Here is a 14,430-nt window from a genome sequence, read left to right on the forward strand (position 1 = left end):
AGGGGGCGCCCGAGCCTTTGATGACGTACGACCTGGATCAGAGGTCTTCGCGCAGCATCTGGTCGATCTCGCGACGCTCCTTGCGCGAGCGGATCTGCACGGCGTCGATGGTGCGCGGTTTGAGCTTCAGGATGCCGTCTTCCTCGGCGAGGTCGTAGGCGCGCTTGGCGCCAATGCTGATCTCGTCGGGCCCGTAGACACCGATGATGTAGACGGTGAGCGCCTTCAGGCCATCCCAGCCATTGTGCGGGCCAGGCGGGTCGTTTGGTCCCTTGTAGTCGAGGACATGGGTGACGATCGCCGAAAAGCTGCCCAGGTCGCGCATCGCTCCGGATTCGATCGGGCCCTGACGGGTCTGCTGCTTGATGTCCCCGGCGTCGCCGGTGTTCTCGATCTCCTCGATCTCGGTCACCGGATAGCGCAATTCGCCGGCGCCGGTTTCGAGCACGACGATGATGCTGCGGATGAAGATCGTGTCGCGGCTCATATTGGTGACGAGGCAGCGGGCCTCGAGATCTGAGCGCATGCCGCGGGTGATCAGGAGCCGCGGCCGCCGGTCGCGGCTGAAGCTCGAATACAGCATCTGCAGGTAGAACGCCCAGATCCCCAGCATGCCGAGATTGGCGAAGACGTTGATCAGATCCGCGTTTTTAGTGATCCATTCCAGCATGTCTTCATCTTCCGATCCAACTTCGCAGTCTTCTGCCCTTGCGGCTACGGGCAACGCCCTGCTTGCCGGCCGCTCCAGCCTGCGGGCCGCTGCCGAAAATGAGGTTTTCGTGCAAGATTGCGAGGGATGCCCGGTCGATCCTATTTTTAGCCGGCGGACCAAGGCTCCGCGGAACGAGCGAACGAGGAACGAGATGAAGAGTGCCGGCATCCACCACGTGACCGCGATCGCCGGGCCGGCGGTGCGCAATCTCGACTTCTACACCCGCGTCCTCGGACTGCGGCTGGTCAAGAAGACCGTCAATTTCGACGATCCGACCGCCTATCACCTCTATTTCGGTGACGAAGCCGGTACGCCCGGCACGATCGTCACCTTCTTTCCCCTCGAACATGCGGCGCAAGGCCGGGTGGGTGTCGGCGAGGTGGAGGAGATCATGCTCGCCGTTCCCGCCGCCTCGCTCGGCTTCTGGTCGCACCGGCTGATCGAGAAGGGCGTCGACCATTCCGGCATCGAGAAGCGCTTCGGCGCGAGCGTGCTTCCCTTCAAGGATCCCGACGGCATGCGGCTTTCCTTCGTCGGCACGGCGGCGGGAGCCTCGGCGGAAGGCCAGGCCCCGGGAGAGGCGATCCCGGCGGAACACGCCATTCGCGGCATCCATGGCGTCAGCCTCCTGATCGAGGAGGAAGCGCCGACGGCGGCGATCCTCTTCGACGTCTTTGGTTTCGACAAGATCGGCGAAGAAGGATCGCGCCATCGCTACGTCTCCGGCGCTGCGATCGGCGGCATCGTCGATCTCCACGCCGTCGGCGGCTTCCTGAAGCCGCGTCCTGGCCGCGGCAGTGTCCATCATCTCGCCTTTCGGGCACGCGACGACGCCGAGCAGGCGGCGATGGTGGAAAAGCTGACCGAAGCCTACGGGCGGGAGGTCACCGAAGTGAAGGACCGGAAATACTTCCGCTCGGTGTATTTTCGCGAGCCCGGCCATGTCCTGTTCGAGATCGCCACCGACGTGCCCGGCTTTGCGGTGGACGAGGCGCCCGAAGCCCTCGGAACCGGCCTGATGCTGCCCGATCAGTATGAGCCGCTGCGAAAGCGCATCGAGGCGACGCTAACGAAGCTTTGATCAATCTCGCAGTATATACCGCGCAGCTTGAAAACGGCCCGCGGCCGTGCAGCCCAGCAGGCCGCACGAACTGCGCATGAACCGGTGCTTCGCGGCCTCGCGAAATTGTTTTCGTCGCATCGCAGGAACCCTCTCGCAATGCGAAGCCAAGCCGGCTACATGTGCGAACGATCGTTCGCTCGCATCGTGTGGCCACTGAGGGTCCCCGCGAATGCGGGTTCGTTCGACAGCTTTAAACTCGGAAAGTCGCCAATGTCGCAAAGCACCGCCCTCGAGATCGCCTTTCCGGTTCCGCCGCCGCCCGCAACGGCGCAGGAACAGCGGCGCCAGCAGGTGCTCGACGCGGCGCGGGTGTGCTTTGCCCGGTCCGGCTTTCATTCGGCCTCGATGCATCAGATCTGCGCTGAGGCGCAGATGAGCCCCGGCGCGCTCTACCGCTATTTTCCCTCCAAGGATTCGATCATCGAGGCCATTGCCGAGGAGGAGCGGGTGATGGCGGCGGCCTGTACGCAGCTCCTGTTCGAGCCGGGCGACCTCGTCGAGCGGATCGTCCAGGTCGGGGTGGAATATCTCAAGCATACCCGCGACCGGGCGACGGGTGGCCTGACCATCGAGATCTGGTCGGAGAGCATTCGCAACACGGCGGTCGGCCAGCGCTTCTGCGAAATCGAGGCGGATATCCACGCCAGCTTCCGCAAGCTGCTCCTCGACGCACGCCAGCGCGGCGAGATCGATCCCGACGCCGACATCGACGCCGCGCTGACGCTGATCTTCGCGCTGGCGGACGGCCTGGTGCTGCACCTGCAGCTTCATCCGAAGATCAGCATCGATACGATCGAGCCCCAGCTGCGCAAGTTCGTGCAGGGTCTGCTCGCCCCCAAGGGCGACGCGCAGGTTCCCTCGGCCCGGCGCCCAGAGGTCTGAGATGGCCGAGATTTTCCGCCGCCTTGAAGAGATGACGACGATGGCTGCAATCGAGCAGAACCCCTTGAACCCGCGGCGCTGGCGTCTCGGCGCCGTGGTCGCGGCGCTGGTGGCCGCAGCCTTGCCGTTCTCCGCCGCGGCGCAGGAGCCGGTCGCCGCGATCAGCGCCCCGAAGCCGCCGAGCATTTCCGTGATCGCCGCGACGAGCGGCGAGATCGTCGAGACGGTCGACGTCACCGGCACCTTGATGCCGCGCGAGACGGTGTCCGTCGGGGCCGACGTCGACGGCCTGAGGATCGTCGAGCTTTCGGCCGACGAGGGCGACGCAGTCGAGAAGGGCGCGGTTCTGGCCCGGCTGGAAACCGACATGATCGATTCCAACATCGAGCTCAACGCCGCCCAGATCGATCGCGCCGACGCGGCGATCGCCCAGGCCGAGGCGCAGATCGCCGAGGCCGAATCCGCGGTGACGGAGGCGAACGCCGCTCTCGATCGCTCCCGGCCCTTGGCCAAGAAGGGCATCATCGGCCAGGACGTCCTCGACCAGCGGGTCGCCGCCGCCTCCAGCGCCAGGGCCCGCCTCAGCGCCGCCCAGCAGGGGCTCGCTTTGGCGAGAGCCGACAAGTCCGCCCAGATCGCCCAACGCGACCAGTGGCTGCTGAGGAAATCCAAGGCCGAGATCAAGGCGCCGACGTCGGGCCTGGTCCTGTCGCGCAGCGCCAGGCTCGGCGCGATCGTCTCGGCGGGCTCGGGCAGCCTGTTCGAGATCGCCCGCGACGGGCTGATCGAACTCGAAGCCCAGGTTTCGGAAACCGTCCTCGCCCGGCTTGACGAGGGCCAGCCGGTGAACGTCCATCTCGCCGGGCGGCGGGAGCCGGTCATCGGCGAGATCCGGCTGATCTCGCCGCGGGTCGACCAGGCGACGCGGCTCGGCATGGTCAACATCGCCCTGCCGAAGGACGCCGAGGGGCTGCGTGTCGGCGCCTTTGCCCGGGGCGTCATCGAGGTCGCGCGGCACGAGGGCGTTCTGGTGCCGCGGACGGCCGTCGTTTTCGAAGGCGAGGATGCCGTCGTCCAGGTGGTGGAGAACGGCATCGTGAAGCGGCGCGCCGCGACGCTGGGCCTCACCACCGCCGATACCGTCGAGGTCCTTCAGGGGGTTGCGGCGGGCGAGAGCGTCGTCGCGACGGCCGGCGCCTTCGTGCGCGACGGCGACAGCGTGACGCCCGTGAAGATGGCCGAGAGCGGGGGCGAGTGATGAACTGGAACATTTCCAGCTGGGCGATCCGGCACCCGGTTCCGCCGATCCTCCTCTTCGTCGTCCTGATGGCGCTCGGGATCTACAGCTTCTTCGCCCTGCCGATCACGCGATTTCCCAATATCGACGTGCCGGTGGTCTCCGTCGTCGTCACCCAGTCCGGTGCCGCGCCGTCGGAGCTCGAGACCCAGGTGACGAAGCGGGTCGAGGACGCGATCGCCGGCATTTCCGGCGTCAAGCACATCACCTCGACGATCACCGACGGGCAGTCGGTGAGCGCGGCGGAATTCCGCCTCGAAATCGATACGGACCGGGCGGTCAACGACGTCAAGGACGCCGTCGCCAAGATCCGTTCCGACCTGCCGCGCTCCATCGACGAGCCGATCGTCCAGCGCATCGAGGTCGAGAACCAGTCGATCGTCACCTATGCGGCGTCCTCGCCCGGCATGACGCCGGAGCAGCTCTCCTGGTTCGTCGACGACACGGTGGTCCGCGAGTTGCAGGGCCTGAAGGGCGTCGGGCGGGTCGAGCGCATGGGCGGCGTCGAGCGCGAGATCCAGGTGCGGCTCGATCCCGACCGGCTGGCCGCGCTCGGCGTCACGGCGGCGACGATCAACGAGCAGCTGCGCTCGACGAACGTCGACCTGTCGGGCGGCCGCGGCGATTTCGGCGGCCAGGAGCAGGCGATCCGCACGCTCGCCTCGGCCGATACGGTCTCCGGCCTCGCCGCCACCCGCATCGCGCTGCCCGGCGGCCGCGAGGCCAAGCTCGCCGATCTCGGCGAGGTGGTCGACAGCTGGGAGGAGCCGCGCTCCTTTGCGCGTCTCGACGGCGAACCCGTCGTCGCCTTCTCGATCTACCGTGCCAAGGGGGCCAGCGACACCACCGTCGCCGACACCGTGGCGGAACGAGTCGGCGAGCTCGGCGCAGAACATCCCGACGTCTCCTTCGCCAAGATCGACGACAGCGTCACCTACACCTACGGCAACTACGAATCGGCCATGGAGACGCTGGCCGAGGGCGCGATCCTCGCCGTCATCGTCGTCCTGTTCTTCCTGCGCGACTGGCGCGCCACCCTCGTCGCGGCGATCACCCTGCCGCTCGCCGCCATCCCGACCTTCGGCGTGATGGACCTGATGGGCTTCTCGCTGAACCTCGTCAGCCTGCTCGCCATCACGCTCGTCACCGGCATTCTCGTCGACGACGCCATCGTCGAGATCGAGAACATCGAACGCCACATGTCGATGGGCAAACCGCCCTACAAGGCGTCGATGGAGGCGGCCGACGAGATCGGCCTCGCGGTCATTGCCATCACCGCGACGATCATGGCGGTGTTCGCCCCGGTCTCCTTCATGGGCGGCATCGCCGGCCAGTATTTCAAGCAGTTCGGCCTGACCGTGGCGATCGCGGTGTTCTTCTCGCTGCTCGTCGCGCGATTGATCACGCCGATGCTCGCGGCCTATTTCTTCAAGCCGCACCGCCATCACGGGCCGGGTTTCTGGCGGTTGCTGCTCAAGCGGCTCCTCTGGTTCATTCCGCTCTGGGCGATTGGTGCGGCGGCGCTCTATACGATCGCGGTGCTGCCGCAGCTGGGCGCGGAATCGGCGCTGAAGAACTTCCTCGCCCCGATCGCTGCCGACCTCCCGCCGATGGATTTCGCCACCGCGCAGCATAACGCGGCGCTTTTCGCCGCCGGCCTGTTCGGCTTGGCCGTGGCGCTCGCCTATCTCGGCATGCCGCATGCTCCCGAGGGCAAGGTGGGGCCGTTCACGCGCGTCTATACGGCGTTCCTGCGCGGCACGCTGCACGTCTTCTGGATCCCGACGCCGTTCTGGCGCAAGGGCGCCGACGGCAAGCGGCGGCTCCTGCGCTTTCCCTTCGGCATGCGTTGGGTGACGCTCGGCGTCGGCATTGCCCTGTTCGTCGGTTCGATCAGCGCGATCCAGTACCTGCCGACGGGCTTCATCCCGAAGGAGGACGCCTCGCGCATCGTCGTCTCGCTGGAACTGCCGCCCGGCTCGACCCTCGAAACCACCCGCGCCGTCACCGACGAGGCGGTGGAGTCGATCCGCGAGCTGCCGGAAGTCCGAAGTGTCCTCGTCATCGGCGGGTCTAGCCCGACCGGTACCCTCGAAGTGCGCCGCGCCGCGCTGACCGTCAACCTGTCGCGAAAGCACGAGCGCACCCGCAGCCAGGGCGAGCTCGAGCCGATCATCGCCGAAAAGCTCGCCGAGATCCCCGACGTTCGAGCCTTCTACGTCAACGACCGCGGCGAGCGGGACTTGTCCGTCGGCATTCTTGGCGACGACGGCGAAAAGGTCTCGCAGGTCGCGGCGCAGCTCGAATCGGAGATGCGCAAGGACCCGATGTTCGCCAGCCCCTCGGCCATGGCCTCCTTCGCCCGGCCGGAGATCCGCATCACCCCGCGCTTCGACGTCGCCGCCGATCTCGGCGTCACCGCCGACCAGATCTCCCAGACGGTGCGGGTGGCGACGATCGGCGACGTCGGCGCGAATCTCGCCAAGTTCAATCTCGGCACGCGGCAGATCCCGATCCGGGTGGAGCTGGAAGAGTCGGCCCGGGCCGATCTCGCCACCATACGCAATCTCAAGGTCACCACGGCTTCGGGGGCGGCCGTGCCACTCGAGACCGTCGCCCAGATCGGTTTCGGCCGCGGCCCCTCGACCATCGACCGCTACGACCGCGACCGGCTGGTCAAGGTCGGAACCTCGATGGCGCCGGGCTACGAGATCGGCCAGGGATCGGCGCGCATCGCCGAACTGCCGGCGGTCAAGGACATGCCGGCCGGCGTGCGGCTGCAGGAGGTCGGCGACGCCGAGATCCAGGCGGAGGTCTTCGCCGGTTTCGCCTCGGCGATGGTCGCCGGCATCATGATGGTGCTGGTCGTGCTGATCCTCCTGTTCGGCTCGTTCTTCGTGCCGATCACCATCCTGGCCGCCCTGCCCTTGTCGGTGGCCGGCGTCATCGGTGCCTTGCTCCTGACCCACACGGCGGTGTCGATGCCGGTGGTCATCGGAATTCTGATGCTGATGGGCATCGTGACGAAGAACACCATCATGCTGGTCGACTTCGCGGTCGAGCGGGAAAAGCACGGCATGAGCCAGACCGACGCGATCATCGACGCCGGCGCCAAGCGCGCCCGGCCGATCATCATGACGACGCTGGCCATGGCGGCGGGCATGCTGCCGGCGGCGATGGCGACGGGCGAGGGCGGCGAGTTCCGCGCGCCGATGGCGATCGCGGTGATCGGCGGGCTGTTGGTCTCGACCGTCTTGTCGCTGGTGCTGATCCCGTCGATCTACACGCTGATGGACGATCTCAGCCACGTCACCGGCCGGCTGTTCCGCTGGCTGCTCTCGCCGAACGCGGCGGAGGAGGAAGCCGGAACCGCCCTCGTTCCGGCCCATGGCGGCGCCACCGTCACGGCCTGGCCGCATCCGAGCGGACCGGTGCCGATCGCCGGTCCCGGCTCGGTCTTCGTCTACGGACCGCCGGCGATCTATCAGATCGGAACGAGCAAGCCGCGGGACGAGGACGACGAGGCGACCCGCTATCCGCATGCGGCCGAATGAGCCGGGCCGACGGGCGGGCGAAGGGCCCGCCTGAAATGCTTCATGCGCCGCGTAAAAGGCGCTTGATCGCCTCTTGACCGGCGCTGCGATCGCGTGGACAAGCTCGCCCATGGAACCGATCGGCGACAGCGCGCCAGCGCCGGACATTGAAATCAGGGGGCTGACGCTCACCGATGCGCGCGATCTCGCGCCCCTGATCGCCGCCTACAACCAGGCGCTGTTCCGCGGCCCGCCCGGCTCTCCCGACGCCTATTACGCCGAGGAGCTGCTGCAGGATCGCACCGCCGAGATGCTCGGCGCGCGGCTCGACGGCGCCCTGGTCGGCTTCATCATCTTCTACGACATCCCGGACGTGTGGACAGGCATGCGGTCCGGCCTTGCCGACCACATCTTCGTCGACCACCGCCACCGTCGCAAAGGCATCGCCAAGGCGATGGTCGACGTCCTCGCCGAAGAGGCCGACGGCAGGGGATGGTCGAAGCTCGTCCTGCACGCGCCGCGCAATCCGGGCACCGGGCGCCGCCTCTACGAAAAGGTCGCCGAGCCGGCCGATTGGGCGAGCTACGTCATCCGCTTCATCGACCGCGAGCCGAACGTCAGGTGATTCGCTGGATCTGCCTTCGAATGGGTGAGCGGATCGTCCACGGCCCGCCCGATCGGGCTTTCGCGGGAGACGCCTCCGATCGACCGGGGACCCTTAATCGATTAAGCTTGCCGGTTCTTTTCGCACCTGCGGCGAAAGGCTTGCTTTCAAACGGGCGATCGTCCTTTTAGAAGGCTTCCATTGGCCGCTCGCCGTCTCCGCTCAATTCCGAGGACGGTTTCGTCCGGCCGAAAGCATGGACAGGAAGGCACCGATGTCCGACGTCAAATCCGCGCGGCCGCTCTCGCCGCATCTGAGCATCTATCGCTTCAGCCCCACCATGGCGATGTCGATCATCCATCGCATCACCGGCATCGCGCTCTATGTCGGCACGCTGCTCCTGGTCTGGTGGCTGGTCGCCGCGGCGAGCGGGCCCGACGCCTTTGCCACGGCCTCGGCCGTCTTCGGCTCGTTCATCGGCCAGCTGGTCCTGTTCGGTTACACCTGGGCGCTCGTCCACCACATGCTCGGCGGCCTCCGCCACTTTGCCTGGGACATGGGACATGCCATCTCCAAGGAGACCTCGACGAAGCTTGCCATCGCGACGGCCATCGGCTCGGTGTCGATCACCGTCGTCCTGTGGCTCGGCATCCTGATCTTCGGCTGAAAGGGGTAACATCCATGAGCGACTTCAGAACCCCTCTTCGCCGCGTCCGCGGCCTTGGCGCCGGCGGCGGCACCGAGCATTTCTGGCAGCAGCGGCTGACCGCGCTGGCCAATGCCGTCCTGATCACCTGCTTCGTGATCCTCCTCCTCACGCTGATGAACGAAAGCTACGAGGGGGTGCGGGCGGCCTTTGCCAATCCCTTCGTCGGCATCATCATGGCATTGATGGTCGTGTCGGCGACGATCCACATGAAGCTCGGCATGCAGATCGTCATCGAGGACTACATCCATGGCGCGGCCAAGTTGCCGCTCCTCATCCTCAACATCTTCTTCGCGATCGCGGTGGCTGCCGCATGCCTTTTTGCGATCGTCAAGATGAGCTTCGGAGTCTGACCATGGCCGAGAATGGATCGACCGCGAACGGCGCCACCCAGCCGAGCGCGAAGCCCGACGGCACCGGCGGCTACACCGCCCAGCCGCACCGCACCGCGCCCGGCCAGAACGGCAAGGCCTATGCCTTCGTCGACCACACCTTCGACGTGGTCGTCGTCGGGGCCGGTGGTGCCGGCTTGCGCGCCACCCTCGGCGCCGCCCAGGCCGGGCTTCGGACCGCCTGCATCACCAAGGTGTTCCCGACGCGGTCCCATACCGTCGCGGCGCAGGGCGGCGTCGCCGCCTCGCTCGGCAACATGGGCAAGGACGACTGGCGCTGGCACATGTACGATACCGTCAAGGGGTCGGACTGGCTGGGCGACCAGGACGCCATCGAATATCTGGTGCGCAACGCCCCCCAGGCGGTCTACGAGCTCGAGCATTTCGGCGTGCCGTTTTCGCGCACCGAGGACGGCCGGATCTACCAGCGGCCCTTCGGCGGCATGACCACCGAATTCGGCCAGGGCCCCGCGGCCCAGCGCACCTGCGCCGCCGCCGACCGGACGGGCCATGCGATCCTTCACACGCTCTACGGCCAGTCGCTGCGCCATTCGACCGAGTTCTACATCGAATATTTCGCCATCGATCTGATCATGGACGATGAGGGCGCCTGCGTCGGTGTCGTCGCGCTTTGCCTCGACGACGGTACGCTGCATCGCTTCCGGGCGAAGAAGACGATCCTCGCCACCGGCGGCTATGGCCGCGCCTATTTCTCCGCCACCTCGGCCCACACCTGCACCGGCGACGGCGGCGGCATGGTGCTCAGAGCCGGCCTGCCGCTGCAGGACATGGAATTCGTGCAGTTCCATCCGACCGGCATCTACGGCGCCGGCTGCCTGATCACCGAAGGCGCGCGCGGCGAGGGCGGCTACCTGACCAATTCGGAAGGCGAGCGCTTCATGGAGCGCTATGCCCCCTCGGCCAAGGATCTCGCCTCGCGCGACGTCGTCTCGCGCTCGATGACCATGGAGATCCGGGACGGGCGCGGCGTCGGCAAGGACGGCGACCACATCTTCCTGCATCTCGACCATCTCGACCCGGCGGTGCTGCACGAGCGGCTGCCGGGCATCTCGGAATCGGCGCGCATCTTCGCCGGCGTCGACGTCACCAAGGAACCGATCCCGGTGCTGCCGACGGTCCACTACAACATGGGCGGCATCCCGACGAACTTCCACGGCGAGGTGCTGACCAAGAAGGACGGCGATCCTGATGCGGTGGTTCCTGGCCTGATGGCCGTCGGCGAGGCCGGCTGCGTCTCGGTCCACGGCGCCAATCGCCTCGGCTCCAACTCGCTGATCGACCTCGTCGTCTTCGGCCGCGCCGCGGCGCTGCGCTGCGCTGAGACGGTGGCGGCCGGCGAAAGCCAGCCGGACCTTCCGGCCGGCGCCGGCGACAACGCGCTCGCCCGTCTCGACCGCTTCCGCTACGCCGACGGCTCGACGCCGACGGCCGAGCTGCGCGACAACATGCAGCGCACCATGCAGTCGAACTGCGCGGTGTTCCGCACCGGCGAGATTCTCGAAGAGGGTCACCAGAAGATCCACGACGTCTGGCGGGCCTCCGACGACATCCGCGTCACCGACCGTTCGCTGATCTGGAACACCGACCTCGTCGAGACGCTGGAATACGACAATCTCATCGCCCAGGCGGTGGTGACCATGGATTCGGCCCGCAACCGCACGGAATCGCGCGGCGCCCATGCCCGCGAAGACTTCCCCGATCGCGACGACGCCAACTGGATGAAGCACACGCTGTCCTTCTGCGACACCGTCGGCAAGACGGTGACGCTGGAGGATCGGCCGGTGCACACCTACACCCTGTCGAACCAGATCGAGTATATCGAGCCGAAGAAGCGGGTGTACTAGAAGGGCGGCTTTGCTCGCCTTCAATGACCTGAAGCAAACGGCGTCGCACTGGATGGTGCTGCGCCGTTTGCGCTTTTGCGCTTCTGGCTGGGTGTTGCTCGGGCTCTCCGCCGCCGGGATTTTCATATGGTCGACGTCCGCCCAGCGGGCTTTCGAATTTCGTATTCCCCCCGAACGCATTCTTGCTCCCCTCGGCGCCTTTGTCCTGGCGCTGACGGTCGTCGCCATGATCGCGGCGAGTATCGTCCTTCGTCGCTGGCGCTATCTCCCCGGCATTACCGCGCATGCACTCGTCGCGGCGCTTGTGCTATCCAGTGGTCTTTCCTTTAGGGATGGCCTTTTCGGCGAGACGTGCGGCAAAGCGGCCGGTTGCTTCTTTCTATCCGACGCAGGAATGATCACAGACACGGGCTACAAGATCTGGCATGCGCCCGATCAGGGTTCGCCTCTCCTGTGGCGGGTTCCAAAATCGAGAAGCATCAATTATTCCGAGGATGGCTCCTACAGCTCCGATCCGCATCTTCTTCTCACCAAGGACGAAGAGGTTCTGGTTCTGGCTCGGGGCGGCTATTTCGTCGACGCCATCGATCTTGCCTCTGGACGCGTGCTTTCGGACTTCATCGTCTGGGACGAGCCGGACCGGAAGGCCCTGATGCAGCGGAACTCCGATGCGATCGCCGCTCTCGCGGCAAGCCATGGCGGTCTTGCCGGCCGCTGAGAGCCGCCGGCTGCGTGGGGCGCCCGGCCGGATCGCCGCGACGCTCCCTCTGGCGGGATTGGCCGCTGCGCCGAGCCGAGTCGCTGGCCGGCAGATAATCGGGGTCGGACGGGACGGGGACGGCTTCTGGCCCGATCTGGCGGGACGGCGACAGGCTGCTCGACAAGCTGTCCTGCTCGAAGGCGTCTGATCCGTGACGACGGGTGGCCCTCGTGCAAGAGAAGATCAGGCCACCAGAGCATTTAACCGGCTTTCAATAAAGTTGGCGGAAAAGAGGAGCGCAAGTTCCCCTTACGCAAGTGCAGGCGAAGCCGGCCCCTCTGAAAGTCTCGACGATGACGGTTGCGAAAATCACACGCCCCCTGTGGATCAGAATTGCCGCCTATGGCGTGGCGTCGGTTCTTTTCGCCAGCGTTACCATCGGCGGACTGGCCTGGTATCGCCAGGCAGCGATGAGCGATGGCGCCATCCGGGCCGAAACTGCCAACGACCTCGCCTTCGTCGAGGCGGACATTCGCGCGCAAAAGCGGTCCGCTTCGGGCATTGCCTTGACGTTCGCCAGCGAGCCCGAAGTGGCTCGGCTCATTCAAGAAGGCGCCCATGACGAACTGATCCGGCGCTATGCCGCCAGCCTGCCGGAGATCATCGCCAAGAGCGACGTCCAGGCCATCAGCTTCGTCGATGCCGATACGAAAGCCATCGCCCGCATCCACGATCCGGAAAAGCACGGCGACTTCATGAAAGGTCGCCGCACGATGGTGGAGGTGGCGCTGGCCGAAAAGCGGCTCACCGCCGGTATCGAGCCCGGGCGCACCGCGATCGGCATGTTCGCCTCGGCGCCGGTGGTTCTCAATGGTCGGGCTGTGGGCCTGATCGACGTCGGCACGCGCCTGACCGCCGATTACTTCAGCCGCATCGCGCAACGGCTCGATGCGCAGATTGCCGTTCACATGTACAGCGAGGGAAAATTCGCCACCCAAGATTCGACGTTCGCGTCAGGCGAGAGCGTCCTCTCGCCCGAGCAGCTCGATGAGGCCCTTGCCGGCCGCCCGGTCTCGGCGTCGACCTCGATGGACGGAAAGGACTACTCCGTCGCCGCCTTTCCGCTCACCAATTTCTCCGGGCAGAACATCGGCATCGTCGAAGTGGCGTCCGACGTGACCGCTCTGGTGGAACATCGCGAGTCGGCTCTGTGGGCGACTGTGCTCGGAACGGGCATCGTCACGCTCTTGTCGCTGATCGGTTTCGTGTTGTTCGCCCGTTCGCTGGGAGCTTCGATCAATCGTTTGACGTCGACCATGGGTCGTCTGGCGACCGGCGATCTGAAGGTCGAGGTGGAGGGCCAGGAGCGCCCCGACGAGATCGGTGCCATGGCCGGCGCCGTGCAGGTGTTCAAACAGACGGCGATCGATCAGCAGCGTCTCGAAAAGGAGGCCAAGGCGGCGCGCGTTTCCGAAGCGGAAGCCAAACAGCGCCAGGCCGCTCTGGAACATGCCAAGGCGGAAGACCTGCGGGCCTTCATGGGCGTCGTCGATGCCAGCTTCGATCGGCTTTCGGCCGGCGACCTGACGGTCCGGATGTCGGATACGGTGGCGCCGGAATTCGAGCCGATCAAGGCGAAGTTCAACGCCTCGGTGGAAGAGCTGGAGGCTGCCATCGGCCGGGTGGTCGGCACCGTCGGAACGATCCGCACGGGACTTGCGGAGATCACCGTGGCCTCCAACGATCTCGCTCAGCGCACCGAGCAGCAGGCGGCATCGCTGGAAGAGACGGTGGCGGCGCTGGGCGAGGTGACGGGCGGCGTCAACAACACGGCCGAAGACGCCGGCAAGGCTCGACAGGCGGCGAACTCCGCTCGTCAGAAGGCCGAGAAGGGCGGCGAGATCGTCGCCCGGGCGGTGAGTGCGATGCAGGGCATCGAAACGTCGTCGCAGCAGATCTCGCAGATCATCGGGGTGATCGACGAGATCGCCTTCCAGACCAACCTTCTCGCCCTGAATGCCGGCGTCGAGGCCGCCCGGGCGGGCGAAGCGGGCAAGGGCTTTGCGGTGGTGGCGCAGGAAGTGCGGGCGCTGGCCCAGCGCTCGGCCGAGGCTGCCAAGGAGATCAAGGGGCTGATCAACGCCTCGTCGGAACAGGTGGAAGAGGGCGTCGATCTGGTTTCGGCATCCGGCAAGTCGCTGGACGAGATCGTCGCCGAGGTGGCGGGCATGGCGGAGGTGATCGCGAAGATCGCCGACAGCGCCCGCGAACAGGCGACGAGTCTTCGCGAGGTCTCAGCGGCCGCCGACCAGATGGACAAGGTGACCCAGCAGAATGCCGCGATGGTCGAACAGTCGACCGCCGCAGCGCAGACCCTGTCGGCCGAGACCGACGGCCTCGCCGAGGCGGTGGCGCGGTTCAGGACGACGGCTCGGAGCGCCACCGCAACGGCCGTCGCGCCGGCCAAGTCCCGCATTGCGGCGCCGAAGCCTGCGAGGCCGGCCGCCAAGGTCTCCGCGGGCGCCGTGCCGCAGATGAAGACGACGGGATCCGGCAGCGCCGCCCGACGCCCTGCCGCGGCCGAAGACAGCTGGGAGGAGTTCTGATCCGCCAGCG

11 protein-coding genes are annotated in these 14,430 nt (G+C 66.5%); 10 read left to right on the top strand and 1 reads right to left on the bottom strand.

Annotated elements, in window-relative coordinates; genetic code table 11:
* Window positions 1-37 precede the first annotated feature (37 nt).
* Window positions 38-670, bottom strand: coding sequence for a hypothetical protein (locus GTK09_RS23680; protein WP_163465883.1), 633 nt, complete (start codon window positions 668-670; stop codon window positions 38-40).
* 193 nt (window positions 671-863) lie between these two features.
* On the opposite strand from GTK09_RS23680, the gene GTK09_RS23685 reads away from it, so the two are divergent.
* The 10 genes from GTK09_RS23685 (at window position 864) to GTK09_RS23730 (ending at window position 14,420) form a co-directional block, all read left to right on the top strand.
* The gene (locus GTK09_RS23685; RefSeq protein WP_163465884.1) at window positions 864-1,793 is read left to right on the top strand and encodes a ring-cleaving dioxygenase; all 930 of its coding nucleotides are present in this window, start codon (window positions 864-866) and stop codon (window positions 1,791-1,793) included.
* A 252-nt stretch (window positions 1,794-2,045) separates the two neighbouring features.
* Window positions 2,046-2,717: a TetR/AcrR family transcriptional regulator gene (locus tag GTK09_RS23690; RefSeq protein ID WP_163465885.1), complete on the top strand. Its 672-nt coding sequence runs from the start codon at window positions 2,046-2,048 to the stop codon at window positions 2,715-2,717.
* A gap of 1 nt (window position 2,718) precedes the next feature.
* Window positions 2,719-3,975: an efflux RND transporter periplasmic adaptor subunit gene (locus tag GTK09_RS23695; RefSeq protein WP_246218097.1), complete on the top strand. Its 1,257-nt coding sequence runs from the start codon at window positions 2,719-2,721 to the stop codon at window positions 3,973-3,975.
* Window positions 3,975-7,568: an efflux RND transporter permease subunit gene (locus tag GTK09_RS23700; RefSeq protein WP_163465886.1), complete on the top strand. Its 3,594-nt coding sequence runs from the start codon at window positions 3,975-3,977 to the stop codon at window positions 7,566-7,568. The genes GTK09_RS23695 and GTK09_RS23700 overlap by 1 nt, the downstream gene beginning before the upstream one ends.
* A gap of 109 nt (window positions 7,569-7,677) precedes the next feature.
* A complete protein-coding gene (locus tag GTK09_RS23705) occupies window positions 7,678-8,172 on the top strand; it encodes a GNAT family N-acetyltransferase (protein ID WP_163465887.1) in 495 nt (164 codons plus the stop codon).
* 253 nt (window positions 8,173-8,425) lie between these two features.
* Window positions 8,426-8,818, top strand: a complete 393-nt coding sequence (gene sdhC / locus GTK09_RS23710; protein WP_163465888.1) for a succinate dehydrogenase, cytochrome b556 subunit — start codon at window positions 8,426-8,428, stop codon at window positions 8,816-8,818.
* Between the two features lie 14 nt (window positions 8,819-8,832).
* On the top strand, window positions 8,833-9,210 hold the full coding sequence (gene sdhD, locus GTK09_RS23715; RefSeq protein WP_163465889.1) for a succinate dehydrogenase, hydrophobic membrane anchor protein: 378 nt from the start codon (window positions 8,833-8,835) through the stop codon (window positions 9,208-9,210).
* 2 nt (window positions 9,211-9,212) lie between these two features.
* Window positions 9,213-11,114, top strand: a complete 1,902-nt coding sequence (sdhA, locus tag GTK09_RS23720) for a succinate dehydrogenase flavoprotein subunit (protein ID WP_163465890.1) — start codon at window positions 9,213-9,215, stop codon at window positions 11,112-11,114.
* Window positions 11,115-11,124: 10 nt separating this feature from the next.
* Window positions 11,125-11,832: a hypothetical protein gene (locus GTK09_RS23725; protein WP_163465891.1), complete on the top strand. Its 708-nt coding sequence runs from the start codon at window positions 11,125-11,127 to the stop codon at window positions 11,830-11,832.
* Between the two features lie 335 nt (window positions 11,833-12,167).
* Complete coding sequence (locus GTK09_RS23730) at window positions 12,168-14,420, top strand: methyl-accepting chemotaxis protein (RefSeq protein WP_246218098.1); 2,253 nt, start codon at window positions 12,168-12,170, stop codon at window positions 14,418-14,420.
* Window positions 14,421-14,430: the final 10 nt, after the last annotated feature.

It is taken from the genome of Jiella pacifica (assembly GCF_010500815.1).
Lineage (GTDB): Bacteria > Pseudomonadota > Alphaproteobacteria > Rhizobiales > Rhizobiaceae > Jiella > Jiella pacifica.